The 23,794-nt window shown below is 57.4% G+C and carries 25 protein-coding genes; 15 read left to right on the forward strand and 10 right to left on the reverse strand.

Annotated features, from left to right (window positions below; translation table 11 throughout):
- Positions 1-3 precede the first annotated feature (3 nt).
- Positions 4-3,045 carry an efflux RND transporter permease subunit gene (locus ACRZ96_RS06225; RefSeq protein ID WP_480771933.1) on the forward strand — a complete coding sequence of 1,014 codons (3,042 nt, stop codon included), beginning with the start codon at positions 4-6 and terminating at the stop codon, positions 3,043-3,045.
- Here ACRZ96_RS06225 and ACRZ96_RS06230 read toward each other — a convergent pair whose 3' ends face one another.
- Both ACRZ96_RS06230 and carB read right to left on the reverse strand, forming a co-directional pair.
- Entirely contained in the window at positions 3,046-3,456 is a 411-nt protein-coding gene (locus ACRZ96_RS06230) for a VOC family protein (protein WP_170401773.1), read from the reverse strand. It lies immediately after the preceding gene.
- A gap of 102 nt (positions 3,457-3,558) precedes the next feature.
- The gene (carB, locus tag ACRZ96_RS06235; protein WP_480771934.1) at positions 3,559-6,903 is read right to left on the reverse strand and encodes a carbamoyl-phosphate synthase large subunit; all 3,345 of its coding nucleotides are present in this window, start codon (positions 6,901-6,903) and stop codon (positions 3,559-3,561) included.
- A 177-nt stretch (positions 6,904-7,080) separates the two neighbouring features.
- On the opposite strand from carB, the gene ACRZ96_RS06240 reads away from it, so the two are divergent.
- From ACRZ96_RS06240 to aspS, 4 genes are all read left to right on the forward strand, one after another.
- Positions 7,081-8,208 (forward strand): aminodeoxychorismate synthase component I, encoded by a 1,128-nt coding sequence (locus ACRZ96_RS06240; protein ID WP_480706985.1) that lies wholly within the window; start codon positions 7,081-7,083, stop codon positions 8,206-8,208.
- Positions 8,163-8,810, forward strand: a complete 648-nt coding sequence (locus ACRZ96_RS06245; protein ID WP_480706857.1) for an aminotransferase class IV family protein — start codon at positions 8,163-8,165, stop codon at positions 8,808-8,810. The genes ACRZ96_RS06240 and ACRZ96_RS06245 overlap by 46 nt, the downstream gene beginning before the upstream one ends.
- On the forward strand, positions 8,807-9,478 hold the full coding sequence (locus ACRZ96_RS06250; protein ID WP_480706855.1) for a CPBP family intramembrane glutamic endopeptidase: 672 nt from the start codon (positions 8,807-8,809) through the stop codon (positions 9,476-9,478). The genes ACRZ96_RS06245 and ACRZ96_RS06250 overlap by 4 nt, the downstream gene beginning before the upstream one ends.
- Before the next feature lie 79 nt (positions 9,479-9,557).
- Entirely contained in the window at positions 9,558-11,333 is a 1,776-nt protein-coding gene (gene aspS / locus ACRZ96_RS06255; RefSeq protein WP_170392347.1) for an aspartate--tRNA ligase, read from the forward strand.
- Between the two features lie 232 nt (positions 11,334-11,565).
- Here aspS and ACRZ96_RS06260 read toward each other — a convergent pair whose 3' ends face one another.
- A complete protein-coding gene (locus tag ACRZ96_RS06260) occupies positions 11,566-12,282 on the reverse strand; it encodes a response regulator (protein ID WP_170401760.1) in 717 nt (238 codons plus the stop codon).
- Positions 12,283-12,416: 134 nt separating this feature from the next.
- Here ACRZ96_RS06260 and mce point away from each other — a divergent pair, with 134 nt between their 5' ends.
- Together mce and ACRZ96_RS06270 are read left to right on the forward strand one after the other, a co-directional pair.
- On the forward strand, positions 12,417-12,821 hold the full coding sequence (gene mce / locus ACRZ96_RS06265; RefSeq protein ID WP_170420613.1) for a methylmalonyl-CoA epimerase: 405 nt from the start codon (positions 12,417-12,419) through the stop codon (positions 12,819-12,821).
- 5 nt (positions 12,822-12,826) lie between these two features.
- Complete coding sequence (locus ACRZ96_RS06270; RefSeq protein ID WP_170392343.1) at positions 12,827-13,102, forward strand: DUF1467 family protein; 276 nt, start codon at positions 12,827-12,829, stop codon at positions 13,100-13,102.
- 1 nt (position 13,103) lies between these two features.
- On the opposite strand, the gene ACRZ96_RS06275 is transcribed toward ACRZ96_RS06270, so the two are convergent.
- The 3 genes from ACRZ96_RS06275 to ACRZ96_RS06285 all read right to left on the reverse strand — a co-directional run bounded on the left by ACRZ96_RS06275 (position 13,104) and on the right by ACRZ96_RS06285 (position 14,762).
- The gene (locus tag ACRZ96_RS06275; RefSeq protein ID WP_170401754.1) at positions 13,104-13,802 is read right to left on the reverse strand and encodes an EI24 domain-containing protein; all 699 of its coding nucleotides are present in this window, start codon (positions 13,800-13,802) and stop codon (positions 13,104-13,106) included.
- A complete protein-coding gene (locus tag ACRZ96_RS06280; RefSeq protein ID WP_170661835.1) occupies positions 13,799-14,377 on the reverse strand; it encodes a nitroreductase family protein in 579 nt (192 codons plus the stop codon). Before ACRZ96_RS06280 ends, ACRZ96_RS06275 begins: the two co-directional genes overlap by 4 nt.
- 136 nt (positions 14,378-14,513) lie before the next feature.
- Positions 14,514-14,762, reverse strand: coding sequence for a hypothetical protein (locus ACRZ96_RS06285; RefSeq protein ID WP_170392337.1), 249 nt, complete (start codon positions 14,760-14,762; stop codon positions 14,514-14,516).
- A gap of 121 nt (positions 14,763-14,883) precedes the next feature.
- Between ACRZ96_RS06285 and ACRZ96_RS06290 the strand changes: the two genes are divergently transcribed.
- The 5 genes from ACRZ96_RS06290 (at position 14,884) to ACRZ96_RS06310 (ending at position 16,815) form a co-directional block, all read left to right on the forward strand.
- Positions 14,884-15,585, forward strand: a complete 702-nt coding sequence (locus ACRZ96_RS06290; RefSeq protein WP_170392335.1) for a M48 family metallopeptidase — start codon at positions 14,884-14,886, stop codon at positions 15,583-15,585.
- Complete coding sequence (locus tag ACRZ96_RS06295; protein WP_170392333.1) at positions 15,585-15,953, forward strand: YigZ family protein; 369 nt, start codon at positions 15,585-15,587, stop codon at positions 15,951-15,953. The genes ACRZ96_RS06290 and ACRZ96_RS06295 overlap by 1 nt, the downstream gene beginning before the upstream one ends.
- A gap of 68 nt (positions 15,954-16,021) precedes the next feature.
- Positions 16,022-16,273, forward strand: coding sequence for a DUF6455 family protein (locus tag ACRZ96_RS06300; RefSeq protein WP_480814327.1), 252 nt, complete (start codon positions 16,022-16,024; stop codon positions 16,271-16,273).
- 16 nt (positions 16,274-16,289) lie between these two features.
- Complete coding sequence (locus ACRZ96_RS06305; RefSeq protein ID WP_370644304.1) at positions 16,290-16,553, forward strand: DUF6455 family protein; 264 nt, start codon at positions 16,290-16,292, stop codon at positions 16,551-16,553.
- Positions 16,554-16,557: 4 nt separating this feature from the next.
- Positions 16,558-16,815 carry a DUF6455 family protein gene (locus tag ACRZ96_RS06310; RefSeq protein ID WP_170465100.1) on the forward strand — a complete coding sequence of 86 codons (258 nt, stop codon included), beginning with the start codon at positions 16,558-16,560 and terminating at the stop codon, positions 16,813-16,815.
- 3 nt (positions 16,816-16,818) lie between these two features.
- On the opposite strand, the gene ACRZ96_RS06315 is transcribed toward ACRZ96_RS06310, so the two are convergent.
- Positions 16,819-17,061, reverse strand: coding sequence for a CDGSH iron-sulfur domain-containing protein (locus ACRZ96_RS06315; protein WP_170401738.1), 243 nt, complete (start codon positions 17,059-17,061; stop codon positions 16,819-16,821).
- Positions 17,062-17,276: 215 nt separating this feature from the next.
- On the opposite strand from ACRZ96_RS06315, the gene ACRZ96_RS06320 reads away from it, so the two are divergent.
- Together ACRZ96_RS06320 and ACRZ96_RS06325 are read left to right on the forward strand one after the other, a co-directional pair.
- Positions 17,277-17,465 carry a hypothetical protein gene (locus ACRZ96_RS06320; protein WP_255611743.1) on the forward strand — a complete coding sequence of 63 codons (189 nt, stop codon included), beginning with the start codon at positions 17,277-17,279 and terminating at the stop codon, positions 17,463-17,465.
- A gap of 135 nt (positions 17,466-17,600) precedes the next feature.
- The gene (locus ACRZ96_RS06325; RefSeq protein ID WP_170420629.1) at positions 17,601-17,957 is read left to right on the forward strand and encodes a diacylglycerol kinase; all 357 of its coding nucleotides are present in this window, start codon (positions 17,601-17,603) and stop codon (positions 17,955-17,957) included.
- A gap of 16 nt (positions 17,958-17,973) precedes the next feature.
- On the opposite strand, the gene rimO is transcribed toward ACRZ96_RS06325, so the two are convergent.
- Complete coding sequence (gene rimO, locus ACRZ96_RS06330) at positions 17,974-19,371, reverse strand: 30S ribosomal protein S12 methylthiotransferase RimO (protein WP_480814328.1); 1,398 nt, start codon at positions 19,369-19,371, stop codon at positions 17,974-17,976.
- Positions 19,372-19,464: 93 nt separating this feature from the next.
- Between rimO and ACRZ96_RS06335 the strand changes: the two genes are divergently transcribed.
- Entirely contained in the window at positions 19,465-21,393 is a 1,929-nt protein-coding gene (locus ACRZ96_RS06335; protein WP_480706841.1) for an AsmA family protein, read from the forward strand.
- A gap of 51 nt (positions 21,394-21,444) precedes the next feature.
- On the opposite strand, the gene ACRZ96_RS06340 is transcribed toward ACRZ96_RS06335, so the two are convergent.
- Positions 21,445-22,941: a phosphomannomutase/phosphoglucomutase gene (locus ACRZ96_RS06340; RefSeq protein WP_480814329.1), complete on the reverse strand. Its 1,497-nt coding sequence runs from the start codon at positions 22,939-22,941 to the stop codon at positions 21,445-21,447.
- A gap of 15 nt (positions 22,942-22,956) precedes the next feature.
- A complete protein-coding gene (gene kdsA, locus ACRZ96_RS06345; protein ID WP_170512445.1) occupies positions 22,957-23,790 on the reverse strand; it encodes a 3-deoxy-8-phosphooctulonate synthase in 834 nt (277 codons plus the stop codon).
- Positions 23,791-23,794: the final 4 nt, after the last annotated feature.

A 23,794-nucleotide genomic window follows, 5' to 3' on the forward strand; every position in this document is an offset into this window, starting at 1 on the left:
TTCATGAGCATCGCACGCGCTTCGATCGACCGGCCTCTCTATACGTGGCTGTTCATTCTGATTGCCCTGTTCGGCGGCATTTGGGGTTTCACGTCGCTAGGTCGCCTTGAAGACCCGGCCTTCACCATCAAACAAGCGGTGATCGCCACGCAATATCCCGGTGCGACTGCCGAACAGGTGGCGCTGGAGGTGTCAGAACCGTTGGAATCTGCTATTCAGCAGATGGGCGAGGTGGATGTCATCACCTCGGTCAACCAGCCGGGACAGTCGCTAATCGAGGTTGAGATTAAATCCACCTATGACGGCAGTGAGTTGCCCGACATCTGGACCCGTCTGCGCGCCAAGGTGCGCGATGCAGCACGCGGTCTGCCTTCGGGCGTGGGTGCGCCTTATGTGAATGACGGGTTCGGGGATGTGTTTGGCCTGTTCTATGCCGTTACGGCAGACGGGTTTTCTGACGCCGAGAAGCACGAACTGGCGACCTTCCTTCGCCGCGAATTGCTGACGGTAAGCGGTGTTGCAGATGTCGAGGTTCAGGGCTTGCCGGATGAGGCGATCTTTATTGAGCCGGACCTGTCGATCTCGGTCAATCAGAACGTCCCGCTGCAGGCGATCAACGAAGCTATCGCAAACGCAGACTCGGTCAACGCTTCGGGTTCGCTGCGATCCAGTAGTGACCGCACCACGATCTTGACGGCCGAGGGCTCGGACAGCGTATCGGCGATCGCCGGCCTGTCAGTTGGATCGCAGGGGCAGGTGATCAATCTGTTTGATATGTCAGATGTCTATCGCGGGCGGCAGAATGATCCCGATATCATGATCCGATTCAACGGCGCTGAAGCTTTCACGCTGGGTATCGCTGGGCTGGCCACTGAAAACATCGTCGAAGTCGGGCAGCGTGCAGATGCCAAACTGGCCGAACTGGATTCCGAAATCCCCTTTGGTGTCGAAATCCTGCCCATCTATCAGCAGCATGTTGTTGTCGATGAGGCCTCGAACGCCTTCCTGCTGAACCTCGCCATGTCAGTCAGCATCGTTGTTGCGGTTCTGGGCATTTTCATGGGCTGGCGCGCCGCAATTGTCGTTGGGTCCACCTTGTTGCTGACCGTTGTGGGTACTTTGCTCTTCATGTCGATGTTCTCGATCGAGATGGAACGGATCTCGCTGGGCGCTCTGATCATCGCCATGGGGATGCTGGTCGACAACGCCATCGTGGTGGCCGAAGGAATGCAGATTTCGATGTTGCGGGGAAAATCCTCGCGCGATGCTGCGGAAGAGGTTGCGTCAAAAACGCAGATCCCACTTCTGGGCGCGACGGTGATCGGGATCATGGCTTTTGCCGGGATCGGGCTCAGTCCTGACGCGACCGGGGAGTTCCTGTTCTCGTTATTTGCCGTGATCGGCATTTCACTACTGCTGAGCTGGGTTCTGGCCATCACGGTGACACCTTTGCTTGGGCACTATTTCTTCAAGCAGGGCAAAGAGGGTGAGGTGGATGCCTATGGCGGCACCCTGTTCCGCGTCTACGGTGCAATCCTGAACTGGGCGCTTCGGTTCCGATGGCTGGTAGTGGCCGGGTTGATCGGGGTCACAGTCGTCTGTTTTGCGGGCTTTGGACTGATGAAACAGCAATTCTTCCCAAACTCGAACACGCCGTTGTTCTTCGTGCACTACAAGCTGCCACAAGGCACGCCGATCGCCCGCACGGCGGAAGATATGGCCGTATTCGAGGACTGGCTGGCCGAACGTGATGACGTCGTCTCGGTTGCCACATTCGTCGGGCAGGGGGCCACGCGGTTCATGTTGACCTACGCTGCCGAGAAGCCAAACCCAAGCTATGGACATATGATCATCCGCACCGAGGCTTTGGACGATATTCCTGCCTTGCAAGCCGATCTTGAGGAGTTCGGTTCGGCCCAGTTCCCCGAAGGCGAGTTCCGCACCAAACGCCTGATTTTTGGTCCCGGTGGCGGCGATCCAATCCAGGCTCGGTTCTCGGGTAGTGATCCGGTTGTCCTGCGTCAACTGGCCGAAGAAGCGGTACAGCGCATGTCAGCCGCATCTCCGAATGCGCTACATGTGCATCACGACTGGCGTGAGCAGGAATTGGCCGTGCAGCCGATCTATGCCACGGAGCGCGCCCAAACAGCAGGCGTATCGCGCGAAGACATTGCAGCTACGTTGCAGTTTTCGACCGATGGCATCACGGGCGGCGTTTTGCGCGAGCGCGACCGCCAGATCCCGATCATCTTGCGCCGTCCGGCGGATGGGGACTATTCGATCGTCGATCAGGTGGTTTACTCCGATCAGTCGGAACGTTTCGTTCCAATCGAGCAGATGGTGGATGGCTTCGACTACAAGGCGCTCAATACGTTGGTTCACCGCCGTGACCGGGTGTTGACCATCACGGTTGGAGCGGACATCCCCCCTGACATGACCGCCGCGCAGGTCCACTCCGAAGTACGCAGTGCCATTGAAGCGATGGAACTGCCGATCGGCTATCGCATGGAATGGGGGGGCGAGTTCGAGGATTCAGGCGACGCGCAGGCCAGCCTTGGGCGGCAGTTGCCGCTGAGCTTGCTGATTATGGTGTTGATTTCCGTATTGCTGTTCAATGCTATCCGGCAACCGGTCATCATCTGGCTATTGGTCCCGATGTCCGTAAATGGCGTGGTTATCGGTCTGCTTGGAACAGGTCTGCCCTTCACCTTCACAGCGCTATTGGGGCTGTTAAGTCTCTCAGGCATGCTGATCAAGAACGGCATTGTACTTGTCGAAGAAATCGATCTGGTCCGCGCTACTGGTAAAGCCTTGCGTCCTGCGATTGTTGAAGCCTCTGTCTCGCGTCTGCGCCCGGTAATGTTGGCGGCGATCACGACGATTCTGGGGATGGCACCGCTTCTGACGGATGCGTTCTTTGTGTCCATGGCAGTCACGATCATGGGCGGTCTGGCCTTTGCCACGATCCTGACCATGGTTGCCGCACCTGTCTTCTACATGTTGTTTTTCAACCGTGAAGAAAAGCGACGTCTGGCTGCTGGTTGATCATCCGCCCGAATCCTCCTTTGGATCATAATGGTAATAAAAACAGGATAGCTTGTTGCCATCGGGGTCGCGCAGATAGGCCACATAGAATCCGGGCTCGTAATGGGGGCGGACACCAGGTTTGCCTTCATCTGCACCGCCGTTTTTCAAACCCGTGGCATGGAAACGCCGGACCTGATCGGCACTTCTGGCGGGAAAGGCGATCATCGTGCCATTGCCGGTACTGGCGGGGGCTCCGTCAAAAGGTTTGCAGATCCAAAACCCGGTGCCGCTGTCGGGGTCGGAACCCCATCCGGCCCAGCCATCAATCCAACCGGGCAGGCGCGGCTGGCCAAGAACCGCGAAGATCGCATCATAAAAGCGGATGGCACGAGGCAGGTCGTTGCTTCCGTATGTGGTGTAGAGGTCCATGAGCACTCCTTCCCCGCCCATCATGTGGGCGATGGGCAAGGAGGGGAAGAAAAAAGACCCCGGCCGAGGCCGGGGTCCATTCATTCATATCGTTGCCGGGGCTTAGCCCTGCAGCGATTTCACCTCAACATCGCCTTCGGCCTGCGCCTTGATCGCCAGCGCGGCGGCATAGCTTGCTGCGGCTGTGGTGTAATAGGGGATCTTGTCATACAGCGCGATCGACCGGATTGATCGGCTGTCTTCCACCGCCTGTGCGCCTTCGGTCGAGTTCATGACCAGCTGCACGCCGCCGTCCTTCATCAGGTCGGTCACATCCGGGCGGCCTTCGTACACTTTGTTGACCACGCCGCACGGCACACTTTCTTCAGTCAGCCAGGCTTGTGTGCCGCGGGTCGCAACAAGCTCAAAGCCTTGCTCAACCAGAACACGCGCTGCTTCGAGCATATCCGGCCCTTTGTCCGCATCCTTGATCGAGATAAACGCACGACCTGCGCTGGGCAGCACCATACCGGCCCCCATTTGTGCTTTCAGGAAAGCGCGCGGGAAGTCGCGATCCCAGCCCATGACTTCTCCGGTCGAACGCATTTCAGGGCCCAGGATGGTGTCAACGCCGGGGAAGCGGGCGAAAGGCAAAACGGCTTCTTTCACCGAGAACCACGGCATGTCGGGATCGGCCAGCGTCATCTGGTCGGCGATTTTGGTGTCATCGACCGTTTTGTAAGGGGGGCGTTTCGGGAAGTTCGCCAGTTTCTCACCGGCCATTACACGCGCAGCGATAGAGGCAATGGCGCTGTCAGTGGCTTTAGCCACAAAAGGCACGGTGCGGCTGGCACGAGGGTTGACCTCAATCAGGTAAATCTCGTCATCCTTGATGGCGAACTGCACGTTCATCAGGCCGACGACATTCAGCGCCTTGGCCAGCTTGAACGCCTGATCCTTAATCTCTTCGATGATCTCTTTCGACAGCGAATAAGGCGGCAGCGAACAGGCCGAGTCGCCCGAGTGCACGCCGGCCTCTTCGATGTGCTGCATGATGCCTGCAACATGCACGTCGTTACCGTCGCACAGCGCGTCCACGTCCAGTTCGACCGCACCGGCCAGATAGCTGTCCAGAAGAACCGGGCTGTCGCCGGATACCACTACGGCCTCATTGATGTAGCGGCGTAGCTGATCCATATCTCGCACGATTTCCATCGCGCGGCCGCCCAGAACATAGGAGGGGCGGATGACCAGCGGGAAGCCGATATCTTCGGCAATCTCCAGCGCCTTTTCGTCGGTCGAGGCGATGCCGTTCTTGGGCTGCTTCAGGCCCAGTTCATTGACCAGCGCCTGGAAACGCTCACGATCTTCAGCGAGGTCGATCGCGTCGGGCGTGGTACCGAGGATCGGGATACCTTCAGCCTCCAACGCATTGGCCAGTTTCAGCGGGGTCTGCCCGCCAAACTGAACGATCACTCCATGCAGCGTACCGGCTTCCTGTTCCTTCGTCAGGATTTCCATGACGTGTTCGAAGGTCAGCGGCTCGAAATACAAACGGTCCGAGGTGTCATAGTCCGTTGAGACCGTCTCGGGGTTGCAGTTGACCATGATGGTCTCATATCCGGCTTCGGTCAGCGCGAAACAGGCGTGGCAGCAGCAGTAATCGAACTCGATGCCCTGGCCGATCCGGTTCGGACCACCACCAAGGATGACGACCTTTTTGCGGTCGCTTGGACGTGCCTCGCATTCGACCTCACCCATCATCGGGGCTTCGTAGGTCGAATACATATAGGGGGTCTGCGCCTCGAACTCAGCCGCACAGGTGTCGATGCGTTTGAAGACGGCGTTCACACCCAGATTGCGGCGGGCGCGGCGAACATTGTCTTCGTCGCGGCCGGTCAGGTTGCCCAGACGCGCGTCGGTGAAGCCCAGCATTTTCAGCCTGCGGATACCGTCTTCGGTTACCGGCAAGCCGTCTTTACGCACGGTGCGCTCGGCCTCGATGATCTCGCGAATGCGAGCCAGGAACCATGGGTCGAACTTGGTGACACCGAAAATCTCATCGTCGGTCAGACCGTGACGCATAGACTGCGCGATTGTGCGCAGACGATCGGGGGTCTGCTGGCTGATTGCTTTGATCACGGCGGCCTTGTCGTCGGCTTCTTCCCATACTCCGACGTTCAGACCGGGGATTTCGATCTCATCAAAGCCTGTCAGACCCGACTCCATCGAGGCCAGAGCCTTTTGCATCGATTCGTGAATGGTGCGGCCGATGGACATGGCCTCACCCACCGACTTCATGGCGGTGGTCAGATAGGGTTCCGAACCGGGGAATTTCTCAAAGGCAAATTTCGGGATTTTGGTGACAACATAGTCGATGGTCGGCTCGAACGAGGCCGGGGTGACCTTGGTGATGTCATTGTCCAGCTCGTCCAGCGTGTACCCAACGGCCAGTTTTGCGGCGATCTTGGCAATCGGGAAACCGGTCGCCTTCGAGGCCAGCGCAGAAGAGCGCGATACACGCGGATTCATCTCGATCACTACCATGCGGCCATCTACCGGGTTGATCGCCCATTGCACGTTCGAGCCGCCGGTTTCGACGCCGATTTCGCGCAGCACGGCAATCGAGTGATTGCGCATGATCTGGTATTCTTTGTCGGTCAGCGTCAGGGCAGGGGCCACGGTGATCGAGTCACCGGTATGCACGCCCATCGGGTCGACGTTTTCGATGGAACACACGATGATGGCGTTGTCAGCGGTGTCGCGCACCACCTCCATCTCGTATTCTTTCCACCCCAGAAGACTTTCATCGATCAGGATCTGACCGACGGGGGACGCATCCATACCCGAGCGGCAAATATGGATATAATCCTCGCGGTTATATGCGACACCGCCGCCGGTGCCGCCCAGCGTAAAGGCGGGGCGGATGATGGCGGGCAAACCAACTGTTTCGAGGGTTTCAAGCGCCAGTGCCACACCGGCGTCGAGATCTTTCTTGCCGTTCTCATCCTTGGGGGCCGTCACGATCTCGGCCTTGGGGTTTTCGATGCCCAACCTATCCATCGCCTCGCGGAACAGGGCGCGGTCTTCGGCCATTTCGATCGCGTCTCGCTTGGCGCCGATCATCTCGACGTTGAACTTATCCAGCACGCCCATCTCTTCCAGCGCCAGCGAGGTGTTCAGGCCGGTCTGTCCGCCCATAGTGGGCAGTAGGGCATCGGGGCGTTCTTTTTCGATGATCTTGGCGACAACCTCGGGCGTGATCGGCTCGATATAGGTCGCATCGGCTAGTCCCGGGTCGGTCATGATCGTTGCCGGGTTCGAGTTCACCAGAATGACCCGATAGCCTTCCTCGCGCAGCGCCTTACACGCCTGAGCGCCGGAATAGTCGAACTCGCAGGCCTGACCGATAACAATGGGGCCTGCCCCGATGATCATGATCGACTGGATGTCGGTTCTTCTCGGCATGGCTTGGCCCCTTCAATTGTCCGCGAGTCAGGGCACCGCCCCAGCGCCCAAATTGTCCTGCGTTATAGGGACCGCGCGAAAAGGTGCAAGAGGTATCGGAAACGGGTTTGAAATTGCCGCTTTCCCCTCTTTCCCTTGGCGCGCTATTCTCTATACCGCGCAGCACGGCAAATGAGGATGCAATTGCGTATTCGTTTCGATCAAGGACCAGCTGGGCGCGGAACCCGGTTTGAGCGTCCGTCCCGGATTATCCGCGCGGATAACGCGGCGGAGGTGCCCCAGGCTCTGGCGGCGCTGGATCAGGCGCGCGCGGATGGGGCCTGGCTGGCAGGATACGCAAGTTATGAACTGGGCTACGTGCTGGAACCCCGTCTGGCAGACCGGCTGCCAGAAGGACGACGCCTGCCACTACTGTGTTTCGGTGTGTTTGACGCACCGGATCGCGTTGGACTGCCAAAGGCGTCGGGCAGTGTCACTGCGTTTCAGCCCCGCTGGGACGAGGCGCGATATACGCAGGCCTTTCGTACAGTGCATGAGGCGATTGGTGCGGGTGACATTTATCAGGCAAATCTGACCTTCCCAATTGATCTCGATGTAACCGGAGACAGCGTCGCGCTTTATGCGGCGCTTGCGGCTGGTCAACCCGTCGGCCACGGCGCCTTGGTTGAGCAGGAGGGGCTGCCTGATCTGCTGAGCCGCTCGCCCGAACTGTTTTTCCGAACCGACGCCGAGGGCCGGATCGAAACGCGCCCGATGAAGGGAACTCAACCGCGCAGCGAGGACCCGGTCGAAGACGAGCGTCGACGCGCTTTTCTGTCTTCGGATGAAAAGAACCGGGCCGAAAATCTGATGATCGTTGATCTGCTGCGCAACGATATTAGCCGGGTCGCGCTGGCCGGATCGGTGAAAGTACCCGAGCTGTTCAAGGTTGAGACCTATGCGACTGTTCATCAGATGGTCTCGCTTGTGCAGGCGCAGTTACACCTTGGCGTAGGCCTTTCGGATATTCTGACCGCCCTGTTCCCGTGCGGATCAATCACCGGAGCGCCAAAGATTCGAGCGATTGAGATCCTGTCCGAACTGGAACCTTGGCCTCGCGATGTTTATTGCGGAACCATCGGTTGGGCGGCCCCGGACGGTCGGTCGGAATTCAACGTGGCCATCCGGACCCTCATGGTTGACGGCGGCAAGGCGACCCTTAACGTAGGCGGCGGGCTGGTCTGGGACAGCACCGCGCCATCGGAATATGAGGAGGCGCTATGGAAAGCCCGCTTCGCCCACCAACTGAGCCTGATTTCCGTCTGATCGAAACTTTGGCCTACCGGCCGGGGCAGGGGTTCGTCAGGCTTGATCGTCATTTGGCCCGCATGGCGCGCACAGCACAGAAGTTCGGCATTGATTTTGACCGAACCGCCGCTTGGACGATTTTGGATGCGAGTTTGTGTGAGATTGCATTGCGCTGCCGTTTGACCTTGGACGCGGATGGCAAATTTGAACTGACGTCCGGAGAATTGGCTGCCAATCCGTCCGTCTGGCGTGTGGATTTGGCCAAACAGAGACTATCATCATCGGATATCTGGCTGGGTTACAAAACGACCCGACGAGCCGTCTATGACATGGCGCGGGCGGGCTTGCCGCTAAGAGTTGATGAGCTTTTGTTTTTGAACGAACGGGATGAGCTTTGCGAGGGCACTATCACGAACCTGTTCCTGACCATGCCCGATGGCAGACGACTGACGCCCTCACTGCGATGCGGATTGCTTCCCGGGGTTTTGCGCGAGGAATTGTTGGATAATAAAGAAGTTACCGAATCCGTTCTGACCTTGACCGATCTAAAAAACGCGCAATCTATCCACTGTGGAAATTCCCTTCGGGGGCTGATCCGTGCGGAGCTTGTGGCACCTTGAGCAAAAATACCGAATGGGTGGAGACCCCTGTTACCAACTCACGCCTCAGGATTGAGTTTGTGCTCTTCTTTGTGGCGGTTCCCATAGCCATCGCGACAATGTTCCCGCCAAACTGGATGTTCCCCTCGCTTTTTGCGTTTACCGGACTGGGCATACTACTGCTGCAAGATACGCCCGGTTTTTCCTGGGCGGAGCTTCGGTATGGCTGGCGAAACTGGTCGTGGACCGAAGTCTTTGTATTTACCCTGTTCATGGCTGCCTTCTGTTCCGCCCTGGTGCTGTGGGCGCGACCGGATGCAGCCTTTGTTTTGCTGCTGCATCGGCCAGAGATGTTGATATTCATCTGTATCGGCTACCCGGTGTTGTCCGCTCTGCCACAAGAGCTGCTTTTCCGCTCTCTCTTTTTCCGACGCTATCACGCGATCCTACCTGAAGGGCGGGCCGCATACCTTTTGAACGCTGGCCTGTTTTCGCTTGCGCACCTCATGTACTGGAGCTGGGTCGTAGCCATCATGACTTTCGTCGGAGGCCTCCTGTTCACCTGGGCCTACCGCAAGCGCGGATCATTCTTTTATGCAGTTCTTCTGCACGCAATTGCCGGTAATATTATCTTTGCGGCAGGGCTGGGCGTCTATTTCTACTCGGGCAACGTGCAAAGGCCGTTTTGACGGCGCGACCCGCCTTGACTTTCCAAGCCTGACGGGGTGTATCGGCGCGACGAATTCTGCGCCCGAAGGGATATGATCCATGCACGCCTATCGCAGCCACACCTGCGCCGCTCTGACCGCCGCCAATGTCGGTGAAACCGTCCGCCTGTCCGGTTGGGTGCATCGTGTCCGAGATCATGGCGGCGTACTGTTCATCGACCTGCGCGACCATTTCGGTGTGACCCAGGTTTTGTGCGACGGCGATAGTGCGGCATTTGCTGAACTGGAAAAGGTACGGTCCGAGTGGTGCATCCGCATCGACGGCACTGTCAAAGCCCGCGACGCTGATCTCATTAACCCGAAATTGCCGACAGGCGAGATCGAGGTTTATGTGCGTGAGCTGGAGGTTCTTGGTGCTGCCGACGAATTGCCGTTGATGGTGTTCGGCGATCAGGAATACCCCGAGGAAACACGTCTGCGCTATCGCTACCTCGACCTAAGACGCGAGGCGATGCAGCAAAACATGACCCTTCGCTCGGACGTTGTCGCATCCATGCGCCGCCGGATGTGGGATCAGGGATTCCGTGAATATCAGACACCGATCATTACCGCATCGTCGCCCGAAGGCGCACGCGACTTTCTGGTCCCCTCGCGACTACATCCGGGCAAGTTCTACGCCCTACCGCAGGCCCCGCAGCAATTCAAACAGCTGATCATGGTGTCGGGCTTCGACAAATATTTCCAGATTGCACCCTGCTTCCGCGATGAAGACCCGCGTGCAGACCGATCGCCCACCGATTTCTATCAACTCGACCTAGAGATGTCGTTCGTCGAGCAGCAGGATGTGTTCGACACGATCCAGCCCGTGCTGACTGGTGTGTTCGAAGAGTTCGGGGGCGGGCGCAAGGTCGATCAGGAGTGGCCGCAGATTTCCTACAAGGACTCAGCCCTATGGTACGGCACCGACAAGCCTGACCTGCGGAACCCCATTAAGATGCAAGTGGTCTCTGACCACTTCCGCGGTTCTGGCTTCGCGATTTTCGCGAAGCTGTTGGAGCAGGAAGGCACCGAAATCCGCGCTATCCCTGCGCCGAGCGGTGGCAGCCGCAAATTCTGTGACCGTATGAACGCATTTGCCCAGAAAGAAGGTCTGCCCGGTATGGGTTACATTTTCTGGCGTGATCAGGGCGAGGGTATGGAGGCCGCAGGTCCACTGGCCAAGAACATCGGCCCCGAACGAACCGAGGCGATCCGTCAGCAATTGGGTCTGGGCGTCGGTGATGCCGCGTTCTTCCTGGGTGGTAAGCCAAAAGCCTTTGAGAAGGTGGCCGGTAAGGCCCGTGACGTGATCGGAGATGAACTGAATCTCACCGAGAAAGACCGCTTTGCCTTTGCCTGGATCGTCGATTTCCCGATCTACGAGCAGGACGAAGAAACCGGTGCGATTGATTTCGAACACAACCCGTTCTCGATGCCGCAGGGTGGAATGGAGGCGCTGCAGGGCAATCCTCTGGACGTACGCGGGTATCAGTATGACCTGGCCTGCAACGGCTACGAGCTGGTGTCAGGTGCGATCCGGAATCATAAGCCTGAGATTATGTTGAAGGCCTTTGAACTGGCAGGGTACGGCGAAGACGAAGTCAAATCCCGCTTTGGCGCCTTGTTTAACGCCTTCCACTACGGCGCCCCGCCGCACGGCGGCTGTGCCGCAGGTATCGACCGGATCGTGATGCTATTGGCGGATGAGGCTAACATCCGCGAAGTCATGATGTTCCCGATGAACCAGCGCGCTGAAGACCTGATGATGGACGCGCCATCCGATCCGACCTCGGATCAGTTGATGGAACTGGGTCTCAGGATCATCCCGCAAGACTAAATCTAGCCGCCCGCCCTGAGCGGGCGGTCTACGTTTGGGGCAGTACAATACAATCGGTGTATCCGCCGCGCCACGCAAATCTGAGTTGCGTGGTGGTCTCAAAACAAGCTCAACTCAATCCAGTGGATTTGCGGCATCCCGACGATTGCGGATGCCCTTGGCCGTCTGTCGTGTCAGGCGGTAGACCCAGATGCAAAGGATCGATGCGGTAATAAAGTATGCGGTCAGCATCTCAGATCGCCTCTTGCCGTTCGAGCCGATCCTGAACCAGACCCGCAATCCGTGCAGCCTGGGCGGTGACCGGTGTCCCCTGCGCACGAGATTGGGCAAGGTCCCGGGCTGCTTCGGCAAGCACAGTATCTTCGGCGTCTCGCGCAACGCTTTGCAGGAATTGTACCGCATAATCCAACGTGCGCTGATCAGTGGGGCCGGTAAGCACGTCGGCGATATGGGCCATGTCGTCCCGATAGGCCAGCGGATCGGGCTGAACGATATTATCCCTGACGGAATCCAGACCTCCTGGGCGGCGATCTTCGGGCAGAAGTTCAAGTATGGAGGTCTGGAAATAAGCGACCGAGGTCAGGGGTTTGGCCAGAAACCCATCTGCACCTGCGCGTCTGGCGATAACCTGCATGCTGTCATCGCCAGACAGCCCGAGAATGACACCGATGCGGGGTACAGCGTGGGTCATTTCGGCTATCAGGTCAGCGCCGGACCCGTCAGGAAGACCCATATCGACGATCAGGACCGAGGGACGATAGATTTGCAGATGGCGCCGCGCTGATTTCAGACAATCCGCACGACGGATACGCGCACCGCTATGCAAGCACATCAATCGTATTGCATCGCACGCATAGCGGCTGTCTTCGACCACAAGGATTGTTTGGCCCAGCAGCGGTCGCATCTTGGTGGCCAGCGCTGGAGAGGCGAAAGGTCCCGAATCGTCCATGGCAGAACTCCTGTTTAGCAGATGCCTCACGCTAGGAACTTCTGGCTAATACAGGGTTAACGACGATTTGGCGCACTTGTCCTTTGGGTATACTGCCCCCATAACCGCTGCAACGCAGAAGGAAGGAGAGTCCCATGATTGGTCGCCTGAACCACGTAGCCATTGCTGTTCCCGACCTGGAGGCCGCATCGGCCCAGTATCGCAATGCGCTTGGCGCCAAAGTCGGCGCTCCACAGGATGAGCCGGATCATGGGGTCACCGTGGTCTTTATTGAACTACCCAACACCAAGATCGAATTGCTGTATCCGCTGGGTGAGAACAGCCCGATCAACGGGTTTCTGGAAAAGAACCCATCAGGCGGCATCCACCATGTCTGCTATGAGGTCGAGGATATCATCGTAGCACGCGATCATCTGAAAGAGACCGGCGCGCGCGTTCTGGGATCGGGTGAACCCAAGATCGGGGCGCATGGCAAACCGGTGTTGTTCCTGCACCCGAAGGATTTCAACGGCTGCCTCGTTGAGCTGGAGCAGGTCTGAAGTCGATGACCATTACCGCCGCTCTGGTTCTTTTCGCTGTAATTTGGTTTCTGACCTTGCTGATTGTTCTGCCTGTGCGCATCAAAACGCAGGGGGATCTGGGGGATATTGTTCCGGGCACTCATGCGGGTGCGCCGGAAGTCCATCACATGAAGAAGAAGCTGTGGATTACCACCGGGATATCGGTGGTGCTGTGGGCGATCATTGCAGGCATCATTATCTCCGGCGTAATCAGCGTACGCGATTTCGATTGGCTGAACCAACTGGAACCGCGCGAGTAGCTCAGGTTCGGCTACCCGACAGACCGTGATAAATATGCGTGAAAGTCGCCGCTCCTAGGATCGGGATCAACAGGTTGACCAATGGAACAGAGAGCGGGACCGCCATAAGAATACCGGCGACCCAAATGGTTGTCGCGTGCTTCGCGCGCAGCTTTCGCGCCCCCTCGCGCCCCAGTCGGCGCATCGCAGCCAGGGTGAAATATTCTCTCCCCAAAAGAAACCCGTTCATACCCCAAAAGATAAACAACGCGAATGGCGTGAAGAGTGCATAGAGGATCAATGCCAACAGGTTGGCAACGATCAGTACTCCCAGAAAACTGAGCGTATCCCGTAGCGCATCGCCAAAGGGGATGCGCTGAGCCGGCGGCAGACCGGGGTAATGCTTATCCTCAACCGCCTGTGCGACCTCATCCAGAAACATCGAGGTGATGGCTGACGCAACGGGGACCATCAGAAACACCGACAGCACCATCATCAGCAGGAATGATGACACGCTGAGCAGGTCGTTCAGCCATGTCACCTCACCCAGTATTGGCAAGGTGGCCTGATCGCCGACCAGCGCGTTGATCAGCCACAAAAAGCCGGCATAGGCAGCCACCAACAACGCGAATGTCAGGCCAACACCCAACAGAAGTACCTTGCGGAATCTTGGGTCGCCGATCTGTCCCAGCGCCTGTAGAAACGACTGGATGATGATCATTCGGAAACCCATTGGGTTAGTGCCTCCACATTGGGGCGCGGTCGTTCGGGAGGGGTCGTACCTTCGGTTGCGATATGGATAAAGCCTGCAATCTTCTCGTTTTCGGCCAAGCCAAGCCCCTGTTCGCAAAACTCGCGATCATGCGATTGCCAGCCGGACAACCAATTGGCCCCCCAACCTGCGGCCAGCGCTGCGTTCAGCAGAGCCAGACATACCGCACCCGCTGAATAGGTCTGTTCAATTGCCGGTATCTTGTCGGAAGGTTTCTGCACCTCAATAACAGCAACCGCCAAATGGCCCATTTCGAATTGGCTGCGCGCCTTGGCGATATCTTCGGGCGATTTTCCCAAGGCGAGACCACAAGTTTCTGTAAGATCTGCAAGGCGTTGCATGGCCCCATGCTCGACAACAACAAAACGCCAGGGTTCCAGCTTTCCATGGTCCGGGCTGCGCGCTGCAGCAGTCAGCAGCGGCCTCAGCTCTTCCCGGGTCGGGGCCGGGGCTACCAGTGTTTTGGCCGGACGAGACCGGCGCGCGTGCAGAAAATCCAGCGCAGCTTGGTTCTTCAGGGTCATATGTTAACTTCCTTCACATGGCAGTCTGTATGTCGGAGGCATACTGTTCTCTTTCAAGGGCAAACTGCTCATCAAAAGGCGACAAATTCAATCTGAATTGCTGCTTGTGATCAGACCCAAGATCCAAAAGGAACCATTAGTCTTTGGTGCTCTCGGACTCACGTATCTGATAAACGCCCTCGGGCAAATCCAGCGCAGCGGCCAGATCGCGTACCTGCTCTGGTGACAGGGTAATCTTCTGAATCTGATCGGTCCGCGGGTCCAACTGCTCAAGTGTGACGCATTCAGCGAAGTTGTTGATGACGACATCCTCTTGCAAAGGCTTTGCGCCTTCGTCCACCAGCGTAATCACCGTCGAGTCGAATTCGTGTTCAATTGAAAACATATGTGCAGAGTGCAGGGCATAAGATCGCAATGCAACCCGTTGCAAGCTGTAATCGGCTGTGGCCCGGCCTTAAATGCCGCGCTATGCTTGTCTGCCGACAGAGTGACCGAAAGGAATGTGAATGCGCCGTCTTGCCCTGTTGCTGGTGATGCTGTTGGCGGCTTGCGATATGTCGCCTGTTATCGCGATCCCGGCCGATCAATGGCAGCCATCGTCATCAGAACAAAAGGACAGGGCGCGCGTATTCGAGCAGGTCAGCCGGGCTGTCGGAACGACCGCAAGCCGGGAATGCCGCCGCCAATCGAGGACTGCCAATTGTGATTTCGTGATTTTGGTTGATCTTTCGTCAAAGGCCCCAGCGAATGCGTTTCAAACCTTGGACAAGGATGGGCGGCCGCTAGTCGTTTTTACACAGCCGATGATCGATGCAACGCAGAACGCGGACGAGATGGCCTTTGTCATGAGCCATGAGGCCGCCCACCATATATTGGGTCACATCGCCCGGCAGGCGCAGAACGCCAAAGAAAGCGCGCGGATATTCGGTGAACTCGCGCGCAATCAGGGCGCGGACGATGCAGGTATTGAGCGCGCACAGGCGCTGGGTGCTGAGGTCGGGGTGCAGAACTACACGCGTGAGTTCGAATTGGAAGCGGATCGTCTGGGGACACAGATCACTTACGCGGCGGGGTATAATCCGCTGGTCGGGATGGCTTTCTTCCAACGCATTCCTGATCCGGGTGATCGTTTCCTTGCCACGCACCCTCCCAATGCCCAGCGGGTCGAAGTTGTGTTGCAAACGGCGCGGGAACTGGGATTACGATAATGGTCAACTTAACCCGATTGGGTGTCGTTCTCAGTGATCGCGGGTCGAAATATGCTGTGACGGGCGCGGGGGTCACCAGTCGTGCTGATGTCGATGCGGTACTGGCGGAACTGAAATCCGACAAGGCATATGCGAAGGCAACTCACAACACGTGGGCGGCCATCTTGCCAAACGGTGCGCTCAAGGCCGATGACGGAGAGTCTGGCGCGGCAATGGTCATTTTGCGGATGATGGAGCGGGCCGAGCTGACGGATCACGTAATCATCGTGACACGCTGGTACGGTGGCAAGAAGCTGGGCGGGGACCGCTTTCGCCGCGTGCAGGACGCCACGCGGGCCTATCTGGACCAGCTGGCAACCGGGCATTGACCTGAGTCAAGGGCACTGTGCGGGGCATGCGTTACTCTTTCCATAGAGTGAATGGAAAAGGAAACCGCATGTCTGATCGTGAAACGCTGCGACGTCACGCCGACCTTGTAGATCGGATGGCCACGACGCTGGGCGTAGATTTGCAAGAAGTTGCCTTCGAAGGGGCCTTACAGTTCGACGAAATCTCGGACGCGGTATTGAGGTGTACGGAATGCCCGAATCCGGGCCATTGCAAGGCCTTTCTGGCCAAGAACCTGACAGCGCCCGACACACCTGAATATTGCCGCAATCACGAGCTGCTGAACAGGCTCAAGCCGTAACGCCAAAGGGGGTACCGTGCCACGACTTGGACGGATCATGACCCATCTTCGCCTTGTATTGCGAATGGCACAGGCGACGGGAGCCGACCTTGCCACCGCACATCGCGACGGGCACCTGAGCCAACAGGAATGGGCAGATATGGTTCAGCTCTGCCGCGGGTGCGAATGGGCGCGGGCATGCCCAGACTGGTTGAACGAGAACGAAACGGCGGAAAGCGCGCCCTGCACCTGCCCAAACCGACACAGGTTCGCCACCTTGAGGGTCAGCAAGCAAAGGTGATCAAATGGATCGAACATCACTGGGCGAGATCGAAAAACACTTTTGGCTGACACGCTCGGTCGCGCGATCCTTAGGGATTTCTCTGACCGAAGCAATGGCCGAAGGGAAACTGACACCTGCCGACTACGCTCAGATGGTGACCCGATGCCGGGGCGCAATATGCGACGAACGTTGTCAGAAATGGCTTGCCGCACAACAAGGAATGGCTGAGAAAGCACCTGATTTTTGTGCCAATGCTCAGGTTTTGAACGACTTGACCTGACTTTCAGAGCTTATTGTGCGTTCCGTCGCACAACGGCGGATTGGCGCAGTGCTTGCAGCCACAGAAGAAGACCTTCTTGCTGGCATCAGCAGTATATTTTACGGGTTCAAACGACGTATCTTTGTGCGAACCATCGCAAAACGGTTGCCGCTTGGATTTGCCACATGCGCACCAGAAATAGGTTTTTCCTTCGGTCACTTCGACCGGATAGGGCGATTTCTGGGCGATGATCGGGGCGTCTGACATGTGGCTACTCCGTCTTTGGCTGATGTCGAAGTCAAAGTTTAGGGCTCTTTGTCAAAAAAGGTAGACTGCGAATGAAAACCCGCCTTCCAGCGTGGTTTCGCCTTTATTCACGAATGCGTTATCGATTCGGTTGCCATATGAAATTCTTGGTCCTATTCTGATACCGGCCCCGAAAAACTGGGCAATATCAGAAAAGTAATAGAGGATTGATGGACATGAAACTGAAATTTGCTGCTATCTGCGCCACGGCCGTTGTATTGACTGCGTGCTCGCAGCAAGAGGAACCGACCCCGGTTTACATCCAGCCCGACTATGACAAGTTTGGTACACCCAGTTGCTCGGCAGGCTATGAACTGGCCACAACCGAAGCAGGCCAGACCGTATGTAACCCGGTCACCCAATAAGTATTAAGCAGGCGGTTCTGATCGCAGGGCCGCCTGCACACCTCTAAAAAGAACACCGCCCTCGAGGCGGTTTTTTCTTGCCTTTCTGCTGTGGGTCGCGGACGTCTTCTTGCAGGACGACTGATCGGAAACCCCATGCGCAAATTCTTTGACCACCTAAAGGATCGTACCCGCTGGAGCTGGCAGGGCCTGGCTGCAACCTGGCGGCAAGAGTATTCGTTTCGTGGGTGGGTTTGGGCCAACCTGATTTCGGCTTTATTGGCGCTTGCACTCCCTCTAGGTACGGCAGAACGGGCGCTGATCCTTGCTTTGGGCATTCTGGTCTTGGTGGCCGAGTTATTTAATACGGCCATCGAGCGTGCCGTCGATCACACCTCGACCGAGCACCACGCGTTGGCGGGGCAAGCCAAGGATGCAGCAAGTGCAGCGGTGGCGTTGTCTGCAGTCGCTGCCGGAGTGGCGTGGATCGTGATTTTGATCGGCTTGTTCTAGGGACAGACGCCTTTCGTTACGCCGAGGGGTGCAAACGCCCCCACAAGTCGTATTCTCCGGCTTCATCTACCTCGACCGTGACGATATCCCCGGGTTTCAGGCCTTCGAAGCCTTCGTCGATAAACAAGTTGCCATCGAATTCTGGAGCATCGGCCTTAGTGCGGCAGGTCGCGGCCTCTTCATCCACCTCGTCTACGATGACATCGAGTTTTTGGCCAACCTTTGCTGCCAGCTTGGCCTCAGAAATGGCCTGAGCTTTCTCCATGAAACGCTCCCATCGCTCTTGCTTGACCTCGGCCGGGACGTGATCCGGCAGGTCGTTCGAGCGGGCGCCATCGACATTTTCGTACTGGAAACAGCCGACACGATCCAACTGCGCTTCGTCCATCCAGTCCAGGAGCGTCTGGAACTCTGCCTCGGTTTCGCCGGGGTAGCCGACGATGAACGTGGACCGCAAAGTGATATCCGGACAAATAGCGCGCCAGTTGGCAATCTCGTCCAGAGTTTTTGCCCCGGCGGCAGGGCGGGCCATACGTTTCAGAACATCGGGATGCGCATGTTGGAATGGAATGTCGAGATACGGCAGCACATTGCTACCCGCATCTGCCATCAGCGGGATCAAATCGCGCACATGGGGGTAGGGATAGACGTAATGAAGCCTGACCCACGCATCGAATTGGCCGAGTTCCCGTGCCAGATCGGTGATATGGCTGCGCACCTCCCGATCTTTCCATGGGTTCACGTCATACTTACGATCCAGCCCATAGGCCGAGGTATCCTGTGAGATCACAAGCAGTTCGCGCACACCGCTGTCGACAAGTTTCTCAGCCTCGCGCAGCACTGCATGGGCCGGGCGGCTTGCGAGTTTACCGCGCATGTCGGGGATGATGCAAAACTTGCACTTATGATTACAGCCCTCGGAAATCTTGAGATAGCTATAGTGGCGCGGGGTAAGTTTGACGCCCGAAGCGGGCAGCAGATCGACATAAGGGTTTGGATCGGGTGGTACGGCTGCATGTACTGCGTCCAGCACCCGTTCGTACTGATGCGGTCCTGTAACCGCCAGAATGCGCGGATGGTGTTCCCGGATATAGTCAGGCTCAGCCCCCAAACAGCCGGTCACAATGACCTTGCCGTTTTCAACCAATGCCTCGCCAATTGCGTCCAGCGACTCGGCCTTGGCGCTGTCCAGAAACCCGCAGGTATTCACAATAACGGCATCAGCACCCGTGTAGTCCGGCGAAATGCCGTACCCCTCGGCCCGCAACCGGGTCAGGATGCGTTCGCTGTCAACCAGCGCTTTTGGACAACCCAGCGACACCATTCCAAGGGTCGGTTGGCCACGGCGGGGCGTCTCGGCGATCCGGGCCTCTGGGGCTAGATCGGGGCGGAGGTTCGGTGGGTTCGTGCTCATGGCCGGGCATATAGAGGGGAAAGCTTCCCCTTGCAAATCCCGCCCGCTCGGGGCTGACTTGAAACAGAGCAGAAAGGCCGGAAAGGCAGACCCATGAAGTGGCTCATTCGTTTTCTATTTCTCATAGTTGCAGCCTTCGGGCTGGTCATTGGTGCCTTGCTGCTGATGCCAGGCGAAAAACTGGCGACAATACTTGCTGAACAAGTAAAGGCGCAAACAGGCCGCGATCTCGCGTTGACCGGTGACGTCAAACTGTCATTTTGGCCGGTATTGGGGATGGAAACCGGCCCTGTGACATTTGGCAATGCGCCTTGGGCCGGGCCGGAACCGATGCTAAGCGCCCAAAGCCTCGCGGTTGGGGTCGATGCCTCGGCGTTGTTGTCTGGGAATATCCGGATCAAACGGGTGTTGGCCGATAGCCCGGTTCTACGCCTTGAACGCGCCGATGGGCGCGGCAACTGGGAGCTGCATCAGCCAGGTAACTCCTCGCAAACGGGCGCTACGGCGCAAGCCGTTGAAAGCCGACCCATCACGCTCGAGCGGTTGGAACTTACCAATGCGCGCCTAATCTATCTTGAGAATGGCGCGGTTAGTATGGATTTTGCCGATGTCGATCTTTCGGCCCGCTGGCCTGACGTGACGGCCCCAATGGAAATGCAAGCCAGTATGTCCGTCCCCGGAGGCAGCGTCGCAGTGGACCTTACCATCCCCGACTTGCCCGCATTTTCCAGCGGCGCTGTCACGCCGTTGCAGCTGAGCCTAACCGCGCCTGGCGGAGATATTCAGTTCTCGGGCCGGGTGAATCTGGCCGGCGAAATGGATGGCAAGACGACGGTCACGGCCAAGGACACCCGAAGGATGCTGGCCGCGTTTGGTCACGGAGGAGTCACCGTGCCCGAGGGACTAGGACAGGTCGCGAGCGTATCCGGGCAGATGACCTATACCCGGGACGGGCGGATTTCATTGCGCAACATGATCGCGGTTCTGGATCAAAACCGGCTTGAGGGCGAAGCTGATATCCAGATTTCAAATCCGCCCCAGATGACTGCGCGTCTGAACGCAGGCGATCTCGACTTATCGAAGGTAAGCGGAGGCAACGCTTCTGACGGCACCTCAGATACGGAAGGGTGGTCAAAAGCCCCAATTGATGCGTCGTTTCTGGCGCTGGCAAATGGCAAGATCCGCTTGCAAGCGACCTCGATTGCGGTTCCGGGTATGACCTTTGGGAAAAGTGATCTGACACTCAGCCTTGATCGGTCGCGGGTTGTATTGCAGATGCACCCGGCCTCGCTGTTCTCGGGGCAATTGAATGGCCAGGTGGTCGCCAATAATCGCAACGGTCTGTCGGTTGGTGGAAATCTGAAAGCCGCCAATATCGATATCAACGAGGCGCTCGAAACGCTGGGGGATATCAAACGGCTTTCGGGCACCGGTTCAGGCAATCTTGAATTTCTGGGCGTTGGACAGAGCGAAGATCAGATCATGCGATCGCTCAGCGGCAAAGGAGATATCGAGGTCGGGCGGGGCGTTATCTCGGGGCTGGATCTTGACCGCCTTATGGGGCGAGGAAAGGGATCGGGTGGTACGACCGTATTCAACAGCCTTACGGCCAGCTTTACGATGAAGAATGGCGACTTGACCAACAAGGACCTGTTGATGCAGCTGGATAATTTCCGGGCGGACGGTACGGGCCGCATTGGCTTAGGAGCTCGCGATATCGATTATCTGTTTACACCAGTCGCCCTGCGCGCCAACTCAGGGCAGGGGATATCGGTACCCGTCCGAATTAAAGGTCCGTGGAGCGACCCGTCGATCAAGCCGGACCTTACCAAAGTCATTGAGGCGGCAGCCGAAGGCAAAGTTAAAGAACTGGAAGACGACGCAAAGAAGAAGGTTTTGGAAAAGGTTGGTAAGGAATTGGATACCACGGTGACGGATTCCGATCACATCGAAGACGCGCTGAAGAACAAGCTTGAGGATGAGGCCAAGAAAGGCCTGCTCAAGTTGTTTGGCGGGGATTGATCTAAGCGCGATAACAAAGGGCGCCGAAACGGGAGCCCTTCATTGTGTCATTTAGATTGTCTGATCGTATTCGCCCACGCCGGGTTCAGTTCGAATGACGGCGTCGATATCTGCGAAGATCGCGCGCATTTCATCCTCGCTTTCGCTGCTTTCGCAGACGACGACCAGATTGGGTGTATTGGATGACGCGCGAACGAGGCCCCAACTGCCATTATCCAAAATGACGCGGGCTCCATTGACGGTCACTACCTCTTTGATAGCCCGCCCTGCGAAGTGTTCGCCGGCGTCGGCTTTGGCAACCAATTTGCCGACCAGGCGCTGCAGGATATCGTATTTCTCCGTATCCGCTGCGTACGGAGACATGGTGGGCGTCGACCATGTCCTTGGCAGTGCTTTCCGAAGGTCTGACATGCTTTTGTCCGGGTTGCGGTCCATCAGTTTGCAGATTTCCACCGCCACGCGCATTCCGCAGTCGTATCCGCGCCCGACCGGTTCCGCCAAGAAATAGTGTCCCGATTTCTCAAACCCAGCCAGCGCACCGATTTCCTTGACGCGGCGCTTCATATGGCTATGGCCGGTTTTCCAGTAGTCGGCTTTGACCCCAAGCGCTTGCAACTCGGGATCGCTGGCGAACAGCCCAGTGGATTTCACATCGGCTACAAAGGTCGAACCTGGATGCAGCTTGGCCAGATCACGGGCCATGATGACGCCGACCTTATCGGCAAATATCTCTTCGCCTTCGTCATCCACAACACCGCAACGATCGCCATCCCCATCAAACCCTAGCGCCAGGTCCGCGCCGCTGGATTTGACTGTGTCGGCCATGTCATGCAGCATTTCCATGGCTTCCGGGTTCGGGTTGTAATTGGGGAATGTGTAATCCAGCCGTGTGTGGCTGGGCACAACCTCAACCCCGATCCTTTCGAAAATCTCGGGCGCGAAGGCGGCGGCGGTGCCGTTTCCGCTGGCGCAGACCACTTTCAGCGGACGTGACATTCTGAAGTCACCGACCAGATCGTCGATATAGGCTTCTTTCACACCGTCGACGAATTCATATGACCCGCCCGGGCGCGCGACGCCTTCCCCATTCAAGACGATGTCGCGCAGTTCCGACATTTCGTCAGGGCCGTGGGTCAGTGGGCGGTCAAAGCCCATTTTGACGCCGGTCCAACCGTTCGGGTTATGGCTTGCCGTGACCATCGCAACCGCCGGTACGTCCAGATGGAACTGCGCGAAATACGCCATCGGGCTGAGCGCTGGGCCGATATCTTTCACCTGAATACCCGCCTGCATAAGTCCAACGATCAGAGCGTTTTTGATCGACAGGGAATAATCGCGATAGTCATTTCCCACTGCAATCACGGGTTCGATCCCGCGTTTGAGCATCTGTGTGCCCAGACCCAAACCCAGGGCCGTCATGCCTGGCAGATTGATCTCATCGGGGTATTTCCAACGCGCGTCATATTCGCGAAAGCCCGTGGGCTTGATCATCGGATCGCGTAGAAAGCTCCAGGTGTTTGGGGTCACCTCAGGCAAAGGCTTGGTCATCACAAATCTCAATCGTTAAATCTGAATTGGGTTTTCTTTGGCCAGCGCATCAAATCGCATCAATGTGTCAACCAGATGGCCCATTTGATCCAGAGGGATCATGTTCGGCCCATCTGAGGGGGCGGTGTCGGGATCCTGATGGGTTTCTATGAAAACGGCTCCGACGCCCAGAGATACAGCGGCTCGCGCCATCACCGGCGCAAACTCACGCTGTCCACCCGAGGAACCACCTTGGCCGCCGGGCTGTTGCACCGAGTGTGTCGCATCCATGACGACCGGATATCCGGTTTGCGCCATCTGCGGCAGCGATCGCAGGTCCGCGACCAGCGTATTGTAGCCAAACGAAGTTCCACGCTCGGTCAGCAGGATGTTCTGATTGCCGGTGCTTTCGATCTTAGTGACGATATTCGGCATTTCCCACGGGGCAAGAAACTGCCCTTTTTTTACGTTGACCGCTTTGCCGGTATTGCCCGCCGCCAGCAGCATGTCCGTCTGACGACACAGAAACGCAGGGATTTGCAGAATATCGACGGCCTCAGCCGCAATCGCGCATTGCGCTTCGGTATGGACATCGGTCAGTACCGGTATGCCCATGGTTTTGCGGATATCTTCCAGCACCTGCAGCCCGGACTCAATGCCCATGCCGCGCTTGCCGGACAGCGAGGTCCGGTTGGCTTTGTCATACGAGGCCTTGAACACATATTGCGCACCTACGGCGTCGCATGCCTCTTTCATGGTGCCGGCGATCATTTGGGCGTGATCGGCGGTTTCAAGCTGGCAAGGGCCGGCAATGATGGTCAGCGGAAGGTCGTTGCCAACCGTCAGGTCGGCTATTTTTACATGTTTCATGAGT

It is taken from the genome of Ruegeria sp. CF1, assembly GCF_056537445.1.